Below are 15,557 nucleotides of genomic sequence, written 5' to 3' on the forward strand. Positions count from 1 at the left end.
CTGCTGCCGGTCCGGTCGGATTTCGCGACCATGGCGCGCAATCCCCGCCGCGACCTGCTGGCGGGGCTGACCGTGGCGATCGTCGCCCTACCGCTCGCACTCGGCTTCGGTGTGGCCTCCGGGCTCGGCGCCGAGGCGGGGCTGGCGACCGCGGTGGTCGCCGGTGCGCTGGCGGCGCTCTTCGGCGGCTCCAACCTCCAGGTGTCCGGTCCGACCGGGGCCATGACGGTGGTGCTGCTGCCCATCGTGGCCCACCACGGCCCCGGCGGGGTGCTGACCGTCGGACTCCTGGCCGGGCTGATCCTGGTGGCGCTCGCGCTGCTGCGCGCCGGGAAGTACATGAGGTACATCCCCGCGCCGGTGGTCGAGGGGTTCACCCTGGGCATCGCCTGTGTGATCGGCCTCCAGCAGATCCCGAACGCGCTCGGAGTGCCCCAGCCCGAGGGCGACCGGGTGCTCGTGGTGGCCTGGCGGGCGGCCGGGGCGTTCCTCTCCTCCCCCAACTGGACCGCCGTCGTCCTGGCCTTCGGGGTGGCCTCCCTGATGCTGGTCGGCGCGCGGTGGCGGCCGACCATCCCGTTCTCCATCGTCGCGGTGGCCGCTGCCACCCTCGCCGTGCAGCTCTTCGGGTTGGACGGGGCCCGGCCGATCGGGGATCTGCCCTCCGGGCTGCCCGCGCCGTCGCTGGGCTTCGTCGATCTTTCCGCGCTCGGCTCGCTGCTCGCCCCCGCGGTGGCCGTAGCAGCGCTGGCGGCACTGGAGTCGCTGCTGTCGGCCACCGTCGCGGACGGCATGACGGTGGGTCAACGACACGACCCCGACCGGGAGCTGTTCGGGCAGGGCGTCGCCAACCTCGCCGCCCCGCTGTTCGGCGGGGTGCCGGCGACCGCGGCCATCGCCCGGACCGCCGTCAACGTCCGCACCGGAGCGGCCTCGCGGCTCGCCGCCCTCACGCACGCCGTCATCCTCGGCGTCATCGTCTTCGCCGCGGCGCCCCTGGTCTCGAAGATCCCGCTGGCGGCTCTCGCCGGAGTGCTGCTGGCCACCGCCGTTCGCATGGTGGAGGTCGGTTCTCTGCGCGCGATGGCCCGGGCCACCCGCTCCGACGGCCTGGTCCTCGTGCTGACCGCCGTCGCCACGCTGACGCTGGACCTGGTCCTCGCCGTCATCATCGGCCTGGTCGTCGCGGGCGCGCTGGCCCTGCGGGCGGTGGCCGGACAGGCGCGGATGGACCGGACTGAGCTCCGGCCGGACCTGCCGGGCAGCCACAGCGACGAGGAGTACGCCCTGCTCTCCGAGCACATCGTCGCCTACCGGATCGACGGGCCGCTGTTCTTCGCCGGAGCCCACCGCTTCCTGCTCGAACTGAGCGAGGTCGCCGACGTGCGGGTGGTGATCCTCCGGATGTCGCGGATCAGCACGGTGGACGCCACCGGCGCGCTGGTCCTCAAGGACGCGGTCGAGAAGCTCGATCGGCGCGGCATCACCGTCCTGGCCTCGGGGATACGGCCCGGCCAGCGCCGGGTGCTCGAGTCGGTCGGGGTCCTCGGGCTGCTGCGGGGGCGGGAGTACCCCTCCACTCCGGAGGCGATCACCGCTGCGCGGGCGCTGCTCCAGGGCGCGGGGGTCCTACCGGCGGCCGTACCCGCACACTCCGTCGCACCCGTACCCGAGGAGGCTTCCCCATGACCGTCCGGGTCTTCCGTCGCATGGTCGAGATCTCCGGGAGCGAGGCCCTGTGGTTGCTGGCGGGGGCCACCACCGGGCGCCTGGTGTACGTCCAACGGGACAGCCCGGTCATCCGCCCCGCGGTCCACCTCCTGGAGTACGGGCAGCTGATCGTCCGCACCCCGGCGCAGGGGGCGGCCCTGACGGAGCGGGCCGTGCTCAGCTACCACGTCGACGAGCTCCCGGCCCCCGGCGGGGCCGGGTGGTCGGTCACGGCCAGCGGACCGGCCGAGCCCGTGGCCGACGAGGACGAAGCCGCCCACTACCGCCGCACGCTTCCCGGCTGGCTGCACGGTCCGCACGACACCCTTCTGCTGCTCCGCCCGCAGACCGTGACCGGCTTCCGGCTCGCCGACTAGCTGCCGGCCGGGCGACGCCGCCCGGCCCGTGCGGGTCCGGAGCCGTTCAGCGGTGCACGGCGGGCCAGGACAGCGGGGCGGTGGGTCCCCGCAGGGCGAGGGGATGCCCCGGGCCGGGCGGTGCGGATGGCACCGGGGGCGCGGTCGCCCCGGGCTCGGCCGGCCGCAGCAGCGGGCTGCCGGCGCGCAGCAGCCACTGCCGGTAGGCGGCGTTCGCCCAGGCGGCTTCGGTGTAGGAGGCCCTGAGGTCGGCGTAGAGACCGTCGATGTCCTCGGCGGTGGCGCTCCGGGCACGGAAGGCCACGAACAGCCGGACGGTGAGCGGGTCGCCGCGCAGCGGCCGGATGACCATGCCGCTGCGGGGGACCGAGGTCGGCTGGCAGGGGCAGACGGCTTCGCCGGAGGCCACCAGTTCAGCGGCCGTGGTGTTGTCGTGCACCTGGACCACGCGCAACTCCCGGTCGGCCGCGGCGAACAGCCGGCGGATGGCCCCGTACTCGTCGTCGACCGTCGGGTCGACCATCCACGGGTCGTCGGCGACGTCGGAGAAGTCCACCACGGAGCGGCCCGCCGAGGGGTGCTGCTCGGACATGGCCAGGAACTGGGGCTCCTGCTCCACCAGCACCCGGCGCTCCACCCCCGCTCCCAACGGCAGGGGGAAACCGTCCAGTTCGTGGACGAAGGCGATGTCGAGCTGGTTGGCGGCGACCATCTGGAGCAGCGCCTTGGCGGACATGTCTATGTGGATGGTGGTGTCCGTCTCCGGTAGCCGCCGGTGGGTCCTGCGCAGCCAACCGGCCACGGCGCGGCTCCCGTTGCTGCCGATCCGGAGCCGGGCCCCGTCGGCGTGCGCCGCCGCCTCCCGGGCGGCCGTCACCAGTGCGCTCATCTCGGCTACTATCGGCCGCGCCCGGCAGAGCACCGACCGGCCCAGTGGGGTGGGTTTACTCCCGGTGCGTTCCCGGGTGAACAACGCTCCCCCGACGGCCTTCTCGATACGTCGGAGCTGGGTCGTGAGAGACGGCTGACTCATGCCCAGTCGGGCGGCTGCCTTTCGCACGCTGCCGGTGTCGGCGATGGCGCACAGCGCGCGAAGATGCCTCACCTCGAGCTCCACGCCGGGATCATAACGAGCCCTCATCGGTGGACACCAGGGGTGCGCCGGCCCGGAAGAGGCCGGCGTCAGCCGCCGGCGCGGGAGCCGAGAGGCGGGGGTATCGGGCGAGGCTATCGCCGGTTGACATCATCCGCGGGGATCGGACTTCGCACAGACTCTGGGTGACCGATGTTCTTCTGGCGGACCCCGGCCGCGCCCCCACAGCGGCCGACATGGTCCGAGGACAAGAAGGAGCCCCCACCATGAGGTCTCGCAAGATGCTGCTTCCGGCCGCGCTGGGCTTCGGCCTGGCCGCCACCCTGGCCGCAGCTCCGGTATCCGCCGCGGCGACCCCCACCAGCAGCGCCGAGACGATCGCCGCCTACACCGGCTCGAGCGCTGAGAAGGCTAACAACAAGGCTTTCTTCGAAGCGGTCATGAAGTCGGCCCTCGCCAAGCAGGCGGCCAACCCGGGCGCCGCCGCGGTCACGGTCGTGTACAACGCGAGCGGCGCGCCGAGCTTCGCCTCCGAGATCGCCCGGAGTGCCTCGATCTGGAACTCGTCCGTCTCCAACGTCAAGTTGGAGCAGGGCTCGGCGGCCGACTTCGAGTACCGCGAGGGCAACGACCCCCGTGGCTCGTACGCCAGCACCGACATGCACGGGCACGGCTACATATTCCTGGACTACGCCCAGAACCAGCAGTACGACTCGACCCGGGTCACCGCGCACGAGACCGGCCACGTGCTCGGCCTGCCGGACCACTACGAGGGCCCGTGCAGTGAGCTGATGTCCGGTGGCGGCCCCGGGACGTCCTGCACCAACGCCTACCCGAACGCCCAGGAGTCCTCCCGGGTGGACGCGCTGTGGGCCAACGGCCTCGCGGGCGTGGGCGCCTTCGACAAGGCGGCGTTCCTCAAGGACTGACACCAATGGCGCCGGGTCCGGCACGGTCCGCCCGCCGGGGCGGCGTCCGGCGGCGGCGTCACAGCCTCACCCCGGTGGCCCGGTTCCTTCTGGAGCCGGGCCACCGGCCTATCCTCGAAACCGTCAATTCATGCAAGAAAAAACAACCGGTTCGAGGGAAAATCCTGCCACAAGGACCGTTTCTGCACTCTCACTGACATCCGAATGCCCATTACGGTGACGTTATGTCACCCCGGCCTCCGGTGGCGCCCACCGCCGCCACGCCCGCCCCGCTCCCCGACCCCCCGGAGGGCGGACGGCACGGCGCCCGAGGGCGCTCCGCCGTGCGGCACGGGCGCCCGCACACCGGCCCACGAGACCTCTCCGGTGTCCGCACCGCCGCACAGGGCACCGGTGCGGCCTCCGCCGGCCCCGACCGGCCGGGCGAGCAGGTCGTGCGCGTCCGCCGGGAAGCCGGCCGCACGGTGCTGGAGGTCCACGGCGAGGTCGACATCGCCAGCGGACTTCGGCTGCTACCGCATCTGGACGCCGCGACCGACACCGACCGTCCCCGGCTGGTGATCGACCTGAGCCGGGTCACCTTCCTCGACGCCCGCGGACTGTCGCTCCTGGCCAGGGCGGACCAGCGGGTGCGGGGTCGCCAGGGCAGCCTGCGGGTGGTGTGCACCCACCCGCTGACGCTGCGGATCCTGCGGCTCACCGGGCTCCACGGCCGACTCCGCCCGGTGGCCACCCTGGCCGAGGCGCTGGGCGAGTGACGTCCACCGTCCGCCGCCGAGCTGGGATCCGGGCTCAGCGGCGTCCCGGCGTCCCCGGTTGGCCACGACCGCTCCGACGGTGCCTCTATCCTGGTCGCTCCGCCGCCAGGAACTGGTGGGACAGCCTTTAGGAGACCACCCCCGATGACCGGGTCACGCGTACTGGCTCTCGGCCACCACCAGCCTTCCCGAATACTGACCAACGACGACCTCGCGGCGATGGTCGACACCAGCGACGAGTGGATCCGCTCCCGGGTCGGCATCCGCACCCGGCACATCGCCGGGCCGGACGAGACGGTGGACGAGATGGCCGCCGCCGCGGCGGCGAAGGCGCTGGCCGGCAGCGGACTGCCGGCCGGCGACATCGACCTGGTGCTGGTCGCCACCTGCACCGCCGTCGACCGCAGCCCGAACGTCGCGGCCCGGGTCGCCGCCCGACTCGGACTCACCTCCCCGGCGGTCATGGACCTGAACGTCGTCTGCGCGGGGTTCACCCACGCGCTGGCGACCGCGGACCACGCCGTGCGCGCCGGAGCGGCGAGCAAGGCCCTGGTGATCGGTGCCGAGAGGTTCACCGACATGGCGGACTGGACGGACCGTTCGACCTGCGTCCTGCTCGGGGACGGCGCCGGCGCCGCGGTGGTGGTCGCCTCCGAGGAGCCGGAGATCGGCCCGGTGCTCTGGGGGTCGATGCCGGAGATGGGGAGGGCGGTGCGGATCGAGGGCTCCCCGGGGCGTTTCTCCCAGGAGGGTCAGGCCGTGTACCGCTGGGCCACCACCCATCTGCCGCCCATCGCCCGGCAGCTCTGCGAGCGTTCCGGGGTCCGCCCCGAGGAGTTGGCCGCCGTCGTGCCGCACCAGGCCAACCTCCGCATCATCGAACCGCTCGCCAGGAGGATCGGCGCGGTCAACGCCGTGATCGCCCGGGACATCGTCGACTCGGGCAACACCTCGGCCGCGAGCATCCCGCTCGCCCTGTCGAAGATGGTCGAGCGTGGGGAGATCCACCCGGGGGGCGCGGTGCTGCTTTTCGGTTTCGGCGGCAACCTGTCCTATGCGGGGCAGATCATCCGCTGCCCCTGATCGGCCACGGACACACCCCCGGTCCGCCTCGACGGCGGCCCGGCGGTCGACGGGCTCGGCCGTGTCGTCTGCGTCCACCCGTGGCCGAAGGCGACCATCGGGCCGGAGGGCCGGTGGGGGTTGAGCACCGCTGCCGGGGCCGGGCAGGGCTCTCAGGAGCGTCCACCGGGTAGGGCGATACGAGCCGCGGCCAACGGGGCCGACCGGCTGCGCGGTCGCCGGTCGAAAGGTAGATTGTTGTCCTGATTGCGCCGCCCGCCGGTGCTCCGCACAACCACCTGTCGCTCGCGGACAGCCCGCGCCCAACCGTTGACCGTGCTCCAGCCGAGTCGGCCGTCCGCCCAAGTCCCGGAGGCAGTGCCATGTCAGGATTCCTCGACCGCGCCAGGGAGCAGGCACAGCGCGGACTCACCCAGGGCAAGCAGAAGATCGACGACATCCAGGCCCAGCGGACCGGTGCCGATCTGCTGCGGAAGCTGGGGGCCGCGTACTACGAGGAGCAGCACGGGAACGGCAGCCATCACGACACCCAGCACGCCGTGTCGGCGGTGGAGAACCACATCGCCGAGTACGGCGACGCCTTCCTCCGCGGCTGACCGACTGCCGGTGGGCGGCCCCGGAGGCCGCGGGTCGGTGACGGGCGCCGCCGAAGGTCGACCCCCGACCGACGACGGAGGGTGACAATGGGGCGGTGAGCATCCCCACCGCCTCCCCGTTCGAACCGGGCGCACTGCGTCCCCGCCTGCCCTCCCCCGTGCGGCGCTGCGCGGACGAGCGGTTCACTCGGCGCGGCGTCCGACTGCTGCTGAAGCGGGACGACCTCATCCACCCCGAGCTCCCCGGCAACAAGTGGCGGAAGCTGGCTCCGAACCTGCGCACGGCCATCGAGCTCGGGCACACCACCCTGCTCACCTTCGGCGGCGCCTACTCCCACCATCTGCGGGCCACCGCTGCCGCGGGCCGGCTGCTCGGCCTCACCACCATCGGCGTGGTACGCGGGGAGGAGTTGGCCGACCGCCCGCTCAACCACTCACTGGCGGGCTGCGCGAACGACGGCATGCGGCTGGTCTTCCTGGACCGCGCGACCTACCGCCGCAAGGGCGAGCCCGAGTTGCTGGCCCGGCTGGCGGCCCGGTTCGGCGACTTCTACCCGATACCCGAGGGGGGCAGCAACGCGCCGGCGGTGCGCGGGTGCGCCGAGCTGGGACGGGAACTCCGGGGTGTGGCCGATGTGGTGGCCGTGGCCTGTGGAACCGGTGGGACGCTGGCCGGACTCGCCGCCGGACTCGGGCCCGGGTCCCGGGCGATCGGTTTCCCGGTGCTGAAGGGCGGCTTCGCCGAACGGGAGGTCGGACGGCTCCAGGAGGAGGCGTTCGGGGCGCGCACCGGACGGTGGCATGTGGAGGACGGGTTCCACTTCGGCGGCTACGCCAGGCTCACCCCGGAGCTGCGGGCGTTTGCCGACGACTTCGCCGACCGGCACGGCCTCTCCCTGGAGCCGCTCTACGTGGCGAAGATGCTCTACGGCCTCACCGCACTGGTCGAACGGGGCGCCGTACCTGCCGGCAGCACCGTCGCGGCGGTGGTCACCGGTCCTCCCCCGGCCGGTCCACCCGAGGAGGCCGGCCCGGGCTCCGGAGGCTACCCGGGAACGTCCGGGCTCTCCTCGCGGTAGACGGCCGCCTCCTCCAGGTCGAGCCGGCGCAGCAGCCGGCGGTGCGTCTCGTCGTCGATCCGCCCGGAGTCGCGGAGACTGACGAACACCTCCCGTTCGGCCCCGATCACCTCCCGCGCCATGCGGCGGTAGGTGTCGTCCGCCGACTCGCCCGTCGCCTCGTTGACACCGCCGAGGCGCTCCCAGACGGCGTTCCGGCGCTGCTCCAGGGTGCTCCGCAGGCGGTCCAGGAGCGGCCCGGGCAGTACGTTCCGCTCGTCCGCCAGCAGTTCGTCGAGCCGCGCCTCGGCGGCCCCGGAGGCTTGGTGCTGGGCCTGGGCCTCGACCAGCGTCTCCCGGTGGGTGTCCCGTCCCGGCATCCGCAGCAGTCGGATCAGCGGCGGCAGTGTCAGCCCCTGCACCGCCAGGGTGCCGGTCACCGTCGTGAAGGCCAGGAAGAGCAGCAGGTTGCGGTCGGGGAAGCCACCGCCGCCCACGACCGTCGCGGGGATGGAGAAGGCGACGGCGATCGAGACCACGCCCCGCATACCGGCCCAGGAGACGACGAACGTCGACTTGCCCGAGGGCCGCCGGTCCCTGGCGAGTCCGGGGAAGTAGGCGACGCCGTAGACCCAGACGAAACGGCTGGCGACCACCGCGGCGAAGACGATGGCGGCATAGCCGAGCACCTGCCCGATGGCGTGACCGTGGATACCCCGGAGCACCACCGGCAGTTGGAGGCCGATCAGCGCGAACACCGCCGACTCCAGGATGAAGGCCACCATGCTCCAGACGGCCGCCTCCTGCAGTCGGGTGGCGAAGTCGACCTGCCAGGAGCGGTGGCCCAGGTGGAGTCCGACGACGACCACGGCGAGCACGCCCGAGGCGTGCGCCAGCTCGGCCACCGCGTAGGCGGCGAAGGGCACCAGCAGGGACAGGGTGTTCTGCAGCAGCGGCTCCCGCAGCCGGGCCCGGAGCCAGCTGAGCGGCACCATCATCAGCAGCCCGATCCCGGCCCCGCCGGCCGCCGCCACCACGAACTGCCAGATCCCGCCGGCCCAGGTGGCGCCGTGTCCCACGGCCATGGCGAGTGCCACCTTGAAAGCGGTGATCGCGGTGGCGTCGTTGAGCAGCGACTCGCCCTGCAGGATGGTGGTGATCCTGGAGGGCAGGCCCAGTCGGCGGGCGATGGCGCTGGCGGCCACGGCGTCCGGCGGGGCGATGACCGCTCCGAGCACCAGCGCGGCGGGCAGTGTGAGGCCGGGCACCACCAGGTAGACGATCCAGCCGACCAGCACGGTGGCGAACAGGACGTAACCGACCGAGAGCAGGCCCACCACCCGGATGTTCGCCCGTAGGTCCAGGTAGGAGCTGGACAGGGCCGCGGTGTGCAGCAGCGGCGGGAGGACCAACGGCAGCACCACGTGCGGGGAGAGCGGGTAGCTGGGCACCCCGGGCAGGTAGCCGGCCACCAGCCCGGCCGCGACGAGCATCAGCGGCGCCGGCACCGCGGGGAACCGCCGGGCCGCCCCCGCGACCACCGTGCTGCCGGCGACCAGCAGCAGTAGTGGCAGAGCCTCCATCGATCTTCCGGTCCTTCCCGGACGTCGCCGCGCGGTGTCAGGGGCGAGGTGCGCGTTCTACCCTGGCCATCATGAGCGAATGTCCGCATATTTCGGAATTGCCGCACCCTGAGCCGATCCCGGGGAGCGACACCTGCCTGGAGTGCCTGAGGATCGGGAGCCACCCGGTGCAACTGCGGAAGTGCCTGGCCTGCGGCAACGTCGCGTGCTGCGACTCCTCCCCCCACCAGCACGCCACGCACCACTTCGGCGAGACGGGCCACCCGGTGATCCGCTCCTACGAGACCGGGGAGGACTGGCGCTGGTGCTTCCGCGACCAACGGCTCGTCTGAAGCGGGCCGACGGACCGGGATCGGGTGCGTTGTTCGGAAAAGGCACCACCCCCCTAGCCACTGTTTGTACAACCTGACTTACCATGAGTGAACAACGGTGAACGGCATCACCGGTTCGCGGGAACGGAACGGCGCGAGGCGTCGCCCTGCTCCGACTGGGCGACACCGACCCGCGGATCGCGATAGCGTCACAGGCAGGCCATGCGCCACGCCGGACCGCATCCAGCGGTCGGCGCTCCTGCCAGCTCAACCAGCTTGTGTGACCACGGAGGTGAGGGTGTCCCCCATCGCAGGCGAGCCCGCGACTCAGGACTTCGTAGAGGTCCGACTGCCCGCTGCGGGTGCCTACCTGTCGGTGCTGCGAACGGCCACGGCCGGCCTCGCGGCACGCTTGGATTTCACCCTCGACGAGATCGAGGATCTACGGATCGCGGTTGACGAGGCCTGCGCGATCCTGCTCCAGCAGGCCGTGCCGGGCAGCGTGCTCAGCTGCGTCTTCCGTCTGGTCGGAGACGCCCTGCGGGTGACCGTCTCGGCGCCGACGACCGACGGCCGGGCACCGGAGCAGGACACCTTCGCCTGGACCGTGCTCTCGGCGCTGGCGGGCGAGGTCGACTCGTCGGTCGAGGAGGACCGCACGGTCAGCATCAGCCTGTACAAAAAACGCGGCGCGGTTCCCGGACAGCTGTGACGAAGGGGGCGGGCAGGCCGGTGCAGGACGAGAGGCACATCGCGCGGGTGGTGCCCAGTGCGGCCATCCCGGAGCAGCAGGCGGAGCGGGCGGACCAGATGGAGCAGCAAGCCGGGTCCCAGCAGGAAGTACGGCACGACCGCGTTCCTGAACCCGAGCCGGTGCGGCGGCACGATCCGCAGGACCGCGCCGGGGCCCGGAAGCTGTTCCTGCGCCTTCGGGAGCTGCCCGACGGCTCACCCGAACGCGCCGAGCTCCGCAATCACCTTGTGCGGCTGCACCTGCCGCTGGTGGAGCATCTGGCCCGCAGGTTCCGCAATCGCGGGGAGCCGCTGGACGATCTGACCCAGGTGGCCACCATCGGGTTGATCAAATCGGTCGACCGCTTCGACCCGGATCGCGGAGTGGAGTTCTCCACCTACGCCACCCCGACCGTCGTCGGCGAGATCAAGCGGCACTTCCGCGACAAGGGCTGGGCGGTTCGGGTACCCCGCCGGCTCCAGGAACTGCGGCTCTCGCTGACCACCGCGACCGCCGAACTGTCGCAGCGGCACGGCCGGTCGCCGACCGTGCACGAGCTCGCCGAGCACCTGGCCATCTCGGAGGAGGAGGTGCTGGAGGGGCTGGAGTCGGCCAACGCCTACAGCACGCTCTCCCTGGACGTCCCCGACACCGACGACGAGTCCCCGGCCGTGGCCGACACCCTCGGCGCCGAGGACGACGCGCTGGAAGGCGTCGAGTACCGCGAGTCGCTCAAGCCGCTGCTCGAGGAGCTGCCGCCGCGCGAGAAGAAGATCCTGCTGCTGCGCTTCTTCGGGAACATGACACAGTCGCAGATCGCCCAGGAGGTCGGCATCTCCCAGATGCACGTCTCCCGGCTGTTGGCCCGGACCCTCGCCCAACTCCGGGAACGGCTGCTCGTCGAGGAGTAGCCCCGAGGCGGATGGCTCGTCGAAGGGCCCAGATCGAGCCCGGAGCGGCGTCGGGGAGGGACGGTCATCCGTCCCTCCCCGACGCCTCCGCGCACTGCGCGGCACCTGATCGCGCGAGACGCCTCTCCCCTGACGACCGTCTGTCAGCCTGAACGGGGAGCCACCGACGGCAACGGGTCCCAGGGGCCCGCGCCGTGGTGCGGCGGCGGGGCTACGCGTCGCGCGGCGCGATGCCCAGCGCCTCGGTCGCCCTCGGGTTGACGAGCAGCACCAGGACGGTCAGCGCCGCGGCACCGAGCGCCACTCCGGCGACCGTCACGGCCCCTCCCGAGGTCACCAGCGTCCAGGCGACGGGGACCGCCATGATCTGGGTGATGATCGCCGGCCCACGGCTCCAGCGGCGCAGCAGCAGCAGCCCGCGCGCGGCGATCAGCGGGATCGCCCCCAGCAGGAGCAGCGTGACCCCGCCGGTCTCGGCCTGGGTGGGGCTGCCCGGGTGGCCGAAGAGCCCCATGACGAGCATGTAGAGGCCGAAGCCGACGAGCAGCAGCCCCTCGACGGCGGTGAGCGCCGCCGCGGCGGCGAGTCGGGCGGGACGCGGTCCGGCCGGGCGTTGTTCCTCGGTGCTGCGGTTTCGCTGACTGCTCACCCCAGCAGGGTAACGCCAGGCCCGGCGGCGGTGGCGTGCGGCGGTGCCGGAGCTGGGTGCACGGAGAGCACCTGGGTAGGCTGCTGGGCATGCGCGCACTACTCGTGGTCAACCCGGCAGCAACCACCACCAGTGCCCGCACCCGGGACGTGCTGACGCACGCGCTCGCGAGTGATCTGAAGCTCGAGGTGGCCACCACGGAGTACCGGGGCCACGCGCGCGATCTGGCCCGGCGGGCCGCCGAGGGCGGCGAGGTGGAACTGGTGGTGGCCCTGGGCGGGGACGGAACCGTCAACGAGGTCGTCAACGGCCTCCTGCACCACGGTCCGGACCCGGAGGCGCTACCAAGACTCGCCGTGGTCCCGGGCGGCTCGACCAATGTCTTCGCCCGCGCGCTGGGGTTGCCGAACCACGCGGTCGAGGCCACCGGCGCGCTGCTGGACGCGCTCCACAACGGCAGCGAGCGGACCGTGGGCCTCGGTCTGGCCGCCGGCACCCCCGGCAGTGCGGACGAGGGCGTGCCGTCGCGCTGGTTCACCTTCTGCGCCGGGTTCGGCTTCGACGCCGGCGTGGTGGGGAGGGTGGAACAGCAGCGGGAGCGGGGGAAGCGCTCGACCCACGCGCTGTACGTGCGCCAGCTGGTGCGGCAGTTCCTCGGGGAGAACCGGCGGCGCGCCGGCACCATCAGCCTGCGGCGGCCCGGAGCGGAACCGGTCGAGGACCTGGTCCTGTCGATAGTCTGCAACACCGCGCCCTGGACCTACCTGGGGAACCGTCCGCTGTACGCCTCCCCGGGCGCCTCCTTCGACACGGCCCTGGACGTCCTCGGGCTGCGGAGTCTGTCCCCCCTCGCCCTGGCCCGTTACGGGGCCCAACTGCTGCTCTCCTCCCCCGACCAGGGGCCGCACGGAAAGCACGCGACCTCGCTGCACGACCTGACCGACTTCACCTTGCATTCGCAGGCGCCACTGCCGTTTCAGATGGACGGTGACCACCTAGGACTGCGTTCTAGCGTGACGTTCACAGGTGTACGCCGTGCACTGCGTGTGATTGTGTGAGTGGAAGCCCACAAAGTCCTTTCACTCGAACGTTTAGGCTGGCTTCCACCCACTGGAAGTAGGGCTGTGACGGACACGACACCAAGGATTCAAAAAAAACTTTCCAGTAGGGGTTGTATCCGCCGCTGAGGTTTGCGAGGCTCTTCATGGCGATCGGGACGGCCCGCACTACGGCCCCCTTGAGAGCCCGAACCCCCTTCCTCATCTCACTGGGCCCGAAACCAGGCCACTGGACGACGGCCCCGTATCGTGCGGAAGGATTCGTGAAAGCGTTCACATTCACAAGCAAACCTGCTGTTATTACAAGGAGATGGAGCAGCCATGGACTGGCGTCACCGCGCCGTTTGCCGCGAGGAAGACCCCGAGCTCTTCTTCCCCATCGGCAACACCGGTCCTGCGCTCCTGCAGATCGAGGAAGCCAAAGCCGTCTGCCGTCGCTGCCCCGTCATGGAGCAGTGCCTGCAGTGGGCGCTGGAGTCCGGCCAGGACTCCGGTGTCTGGGGTGGCCTCAGCGAGGACGAGCGCCGCGCGATGAAGCGCCGCGCCGCCCGCAACCGGGCGCGTAACGCAAGCGCCTGACGACGCCCCTCGGCGATCAGGGCGATGGTGTGTACCTGACGGGCAGGATCTGACCGCGAGTACCACCCCAACCCGGCTTCGAACCGCAGCGCGCAGTACCCCCGATGCGCACGAAGCCTTGAGCCCCGACCGTAGCGATACGGTCGGGGCTCAGTGCTGTCGACGCGTGATGGCCTGGCCGACCGGACGCCACGCACAGACCCAGGAAACCGCGGTCGACAGTCGGGCCTTCGAAGGACCGACTCCAGAACCCGGGTCCGGAACGAATCAGGGCTCGCAGCCCGGGAATCGCGACTCAGGAATCCGGGTTCGGAAAACACCGTCCCGAAACCGCCGGCCAGAAACCGCCGTTCGAAAACCACGCCGCAGAAAACCGCCCGGTCGCGGAAATTCCACGTGCCGACCGTCGGCTTCAGAGCGGCCCGGTTCGGTCCCCGTGGCGTTCGGCCCCCTCGGCCCGCACCGGGATGTCGAGCACCACCCGGGTGCCGCGCTCCGCCGCCGGCGCCATCTCGAAGCCGCCGCCCAGTTCGCCTTCGACCAGGGTGCGCACGATCTGCAGCCCCAGGTTGCCGGCGCTGCGCGGATCGAAGTCCTGGGGCAGGCCGCACCCGTCGTCCTCGATCTTCACCCGCAACCGAGGCCGCCCCCACGGTCCTTCCCTGGTCGCCGACACCTCCACGGTGCCCTGTTCGTTGGGGCCGAAGCCGTGTTCCAGCGCGTTCTGCAACACCTCGGTGAGGACCATCGCGAGCGGGGTGGCGACCTCTGCCTCCAGCACGCCGAACCGGCCGGTGCGGCGGCCGGTGACCCGCCCCGGCGAGATCTCCGCCACCATCGCCAGCACCCGGTCGGCGATCTCGTCGAACTCCACCCGCTCGTCGAGGTTCTGGGAGAGCGTCTCGTGCACGATCGCGATGGATCCCACCCGGCGAACGGCCTCCTCCAGCGCCTCCCGGGCGCTGCCGCCCGCCTCCGCGCCGCCCATCCGGCGGGCCTGCAGCCGCAGCAGCGCGGCGACGGTCTGCAGGTTGTTCTTCACCCGGTGGTGGATCTCCCGGATGGTCGCGTCCTTGGTGATCAGCTCGCGCTCCCGGCGACGGAGTTCGGTCACGTCGCGGAGCAGCACCAGCGCACCGATGTGGTTGCCCTTGGGCTTGAGCGGGATGGCCCGCAACTGGATGACGCCCACCTCGCCCTCGACCTCGAACTCCCGCGGAGCCCAGCCGCTGGCCAGTCTGACCAGCGCCTCGTCCACCGGCCCCCGGCGCGGCGGCACGAGTTCCGCGGTGGTCTGACCGAGGTGGCGGCCGACCAGGTCGGCGGCGAGCCCCAGGCGGTGGTACGCGGAGAGTGCGTTGGGGCTGGCGTACTGGACGATCCCTTCGGCGTCGAGCCGGATCAGCCCGTCCCCGACCCGGGGGGAGGCGTCCATGTCGACCTGCTGCTCGGGGAAGGGAAACGTCCCGTCGGCGATCATGCGGGCCAGGTCGGAGGCGCTCTGCAGATAGGTGAGCTCCAGCCGGCTCGGGGTCCGGACGGTCAGCAAATTGGTGTTGCGGGCGATCACCCCCAGCACCCGCCCCTGACGGCGGACCGGGATGGACTCGACCCGCACCGGTACCTCCTCCCGCCACTCGGGGTCCCCCTCGCGGACGATCCGCCCCTCGTCCAGGGCGGCGTCCAGCATGGGGCGCCGGCCACGCGGGACGAGATGACCGACCATGTCGTTCTGGTAGGAGGTCGTGCCGGTGTTGGGGCGCATCTGGGCCACCGAGACATAGCGTGTCCCGTCCCGGGTCGGCACCCACAGCACCAGGTCGGCGAAGGAGAGGTCGGCGAGGAGCTGCCACTCCGAGACCAGCAGGTGGAACCACTCGACGTCGGATTCCCCGAGGTCGGTGTGCTGGCGGACGAGTTCGTTCATGGAGGGCACGTACGCGAGCCTACCGGCGGCGCCCCGAAGGGCCCGCGGGCCGCGGCGCCGGGACGGGACCCTCAACCCGTCCGGCACCGCAGCCCGGAGCTGACGTCGGCCGATCTCGCCGAACCGGGGTGTGCGGGCCCCGCGGCCGATCGGACCGACCGGAGGCACCGGGCACGGTCAGGGCAGGCCGTGCTGGGGGTGC

At 71.9% G+C, this 15,557-nt stretch carries 16 protein-coding genes; 12 read left to right on the top strand and 4 right to left on the bottom strand.

The genetic code is table 11. The features are described from left to right. The first annotated feature begins 30 nt into the window (after positions 1–30). Positions 31–1,689 (top strand): SulP family inorganic anion transporter, encoded by a 1,659-nt coding sequence (locus BGP73_RS16385; protein ID WP_079127616.1) that lies wholly within the window; start codon positions 31–33, stop codon positions 1,687–1,689. Beyond that, positions 1,686–2,087 (top strand): pyridoxamine 5'-phosphate oxidase family protein, encoded by a 402-nt coding sequence (locus tag BGP73_RS16390; RefSeq protein WP_244501234.1) that lies wholly within the window; start codon positions 1,686–1,688, stop codon positions 2,085–2,087. Before BGP73_RS16385 ends, BGP73_RS16390 begins: the two co-directional genes overlap by 4 nt. Positions 2,088–2,133: 46 nt before the next feature. Here BGP73_RS16390 and BGP73_RS16395 read toward each other — a convergent pair whose 3' ends face one another. Further along, positions 2,134–3,228, bottom strand: a complete 1,095-nt coding sequence (locus BGP73_RS16395; protein WP_079127587.1) for a LysR family transcriptional regulator — start codon at positions 3,226–3,228, stop codon at positions 2,134–2,136. 218 nt (positions 3,229–3,446) lie between these two features. Here BGP73_RS16395 and snpA point away from each other — a divergent pair, with 218 nt between their 5' ends. The 5 genes from snpA to BGP73_RS16420 all read left to right on the top strand — a co-directional run bounded on the left by snpA (position 3,447) and on the right by BGP73_RS16420 (position 7,625). Further along, on the top strand, positions 3,447–4,109 hold the full coding sequence (snpA, locus tag BGP73_RS16400) for a snapalysin (RefSeq protein ID WP_170837853.1): 663 nt from the start codon (positions 3,447–3,449) through the stop codon (positions 4,107–4,109). 224 nt (positions 4,110–4,333) lie between these two features. Further along, positions 4,334–4,867 carry an STAS domain-containing protein gene (locus BGP73_RS22725; RefSeq protein ID WP_107474060.1) on the top strand — a complete coding sequence of 178 codons (534 nt, stop codon included), beginning with the start codon at positions 4,334–4,336 and terminating at the stop codon, positions 4,865–4,867. 144 nt (positions 4,868–5,011) lie between these two features. After that, positions 5,012–5,950: a beta-ketoacyl-ACP synthase III gene (locus BGP73_RS16410; protein WP_069815569.1), complete on the top strand. Its 939-nt coding sequence runs from the start codon at positions 5,012–5,014 to the stop codon at positions 5,948–5,950. Between the two features lie 362 nt (positions 5,951–6,312). Further along, entirely contained in the window at positions 6,313–6,546 is a 234-nt protein-coding gene (locus BGP73_RS16415; RefSeq protein ID WP_069815570.1) for a hypothetical protein, read from the top strand. A gap of 101 nt (positions 6,547–6,647) precedes the next feature. Further along, on the top strand, positions 6,648–7,625 hold the full coding sequence (locus BGP73_RS16420; RefSeq protein WP_069815892.1) for a 1-aminocyclopropane-1-carboxylate deaminase/D-cysteine desulfhydrase: 978 nt from the start codon (positions 6,648–6,650) through the stop codon (positions 7,623–7,625). Here the strand turns inward: BGP73_RS16420 and BGP73_RS16425 are convergent. Further along, a complete protein-coding gene (locus tag BGP73_RS16425) occupies positions 7,592–9,187 on the bottom strand; it encodes a Na+/H+ antiporter (protein WP_069815571.1) in 1,596 nt (531 codons plus the stop codon). The genes BGP73_RS16420 and BGP73_RS16425 overlap by 34 nt on opposite strands. Positions 9,188–9,258: 71 nt before the next feature. Here BGP73_RS16425 and BGP73_RS16430 point away from each other — a divergent pair, with 71 nt between their 5' ends. From BGP73_RS16430 to BGP73_RS16440, 3 genes are all read left to right on the top strand, one after another. Next, entirely contained in the window at positions 9,259–9,519 is a 261-nt protein-coding gene (locus tag BGP73_RS16430) for a UBP-type zinc finger domain-containing protein (protein WP_069815572.1), read from the top strand. A gap of 277 nt (positions 9,520–9,796) precedes the next feature. After that, entirely contained in the window at positions 9,797–10,210 is a 414-nt protein-coding gene (locus tag BGP73_RS16435) for an anti-sigma regulatory factor (protein WP_069815573.1), read from the top strand. A gap of 20 nt (positions 10,211–10,230) precedes the next feature. Further along, a complete protein-coding gene (locus BGP73_RS16440; protein WP_079127588.1) occupies positions 10,231–11,142 on the top strand; it encodes an RNA polymerase sigma factor SigF in 912 nt (303 codons plus the stop codon). Between the two features lie 211 nt (positions 11,143–11,353). On the opposite strand, the gene BGP73_RS16445 is transcribed toward BGP73_RS16440, so the two are convergent. Then, entirely contained in the window at positions 11,354–11,791 is a 438-nt protein-coding gene (locus BGP73_RS16445; protein WP_069815575.1) for a hypothetical protein, read from the bottom strand. 89 nt (positions 11,792–11,880) lie between these two features. On the opposite strand from BGP73_RS16445, the gene BGP73_RS16450 reads away from it, so the two are divergent. Beyond that, positions 11,881–12,849: a diacylglycerol/lipid kinase family protein gene (locus tag BGP73_RS16450; RefSeq protein WP_069815577.1), complete on the top strand. Its 969-nt coding sequence runs from the start codon at positions 11,881–11,883 to the stop codon at positions 12,847–12,849. 321 nt (positions 12,850–13,170) lie between these two features. Then, a complete protein-coding gene (locus BGP73_RS16455) occupies positions 13,171–13,428 on the top strand; it encodes a WhiB family transcriptional regulator (RefSeq protein WP_003983230.1) in 258 nt (85 codons plus the stop codon). Positions 13,429–13,840: 412 nt separating this feature from the next. On the opposite strand, the gene BGP73_RS16460 is transcribed toward BGP73_RS16455, so the two are convergent. Continuing rightward, on the bottom strand, positions 13,841–15,355 hold the full coding sequence (locus BGP73_RS16460; protein ID WP_069815580.1) for a PAS domain-containing sensor histidine kinase: 1,515 nt from the start codon (positions 15,353–15,355) through the stop codon (positions 13,841–13,843). Positions 15,356–15,557: the final 202 nt, after the last annotated feature.

It is taken from the genome of Streptomyces sp. TP-A0874 (genome assembly GCF_001748085.1).
Classification (GTDB): Bacteria; Actinomycetota; Actinomycetes; order Streptomycetales; family Streptomycetaceae; genus Streptomyces.

Bases quoted from the DNA above. Each gene is read 5' to 3' on its own strand.
- BGP73_RS16385 (WP_079127616.1), top strand. From the start codon at position 31: ATGGCGCGCAATCCCCGCCGCGACCTGCTGGCGGGGCTGACCGTGGCG.
- BGP73_RS16390 (WP_244501234.1), top strand. From the start codon at position 1,686: ATGACCGTCCGGGTCTTCCGTCGCATGGTCGAGATCTCCGGGAGCGAG.
- BGP73_RS16395 (WP_079127587.1), bottom strand. From the start codon at position 3,228: ATGAGGGCTCGTTATGATCCCGGCGTGGAGCTCGAGGTGAGGCATCTT.
- snpA (WP_170837853.1), top strand. From the start codon at position 3,447: ATGAGGTCTCGCAAGATGCTGCTTCCGGCCGCGCTGGGCTTCGGCCTG.
- BGP73_RS22725 (WP_107474060.1), top strand. From the start codon at position 4,334: ATGTCACCCCGGCCTCCGGTGGCGCCCACCGCCGCCACGCCCGCCCCG.
- BGP73_RS16410 (WP_069815569.1), top strand. From the start codon at position 5,012: ATGACCGGGTCACGCGTACTGGCTCTCGGCCACCACCAGCCTTCCCGA.
- BGP73_RS16415 (WP_069815570.1), top strand. From the start codon at position 6,313: ATGTCAGGATTCCTCGACCGCGCCAGGGAGCAGGCACAGCGCGGACTC.
- BGP73_RS16425 (WP_069815571.1), bottom strand. From the start codon at position 9,187: ATGGAGGCTCTGCCACTACTGCTGCTGGTCGCCGGCAGCACGGTGGTC.
- BGP73_RS16430 (WP_069815572.1), top strand. From the start codon at position 9,259: ATGAGCGAATGTCCGCATATTTCGGAATTGCCGCACCCTGAGCCGATC.
- BGP73_RS16450 (WP_069815577.1), top strand. From the start codon at position 11,881: ATGCGCGCACTACTCGTGGTCAACCCGGCAGCAACCACCACCAGTGCC.
- BGP73_RS16455 (WP_003983230.1), top strand. From the start codon at position 13,171: ATGGACTGGCGTCACCGCGCCGTTTGCCGCGAGGAAGACCCCGAGCTC.
- BGP73_RS16460 (WP_069815580.1), bottom strand. From the start codon at position 15,355: ATGAACGAACTCGTCCGCCAGCACACCGACCTCGGGGAATCCGACGTC.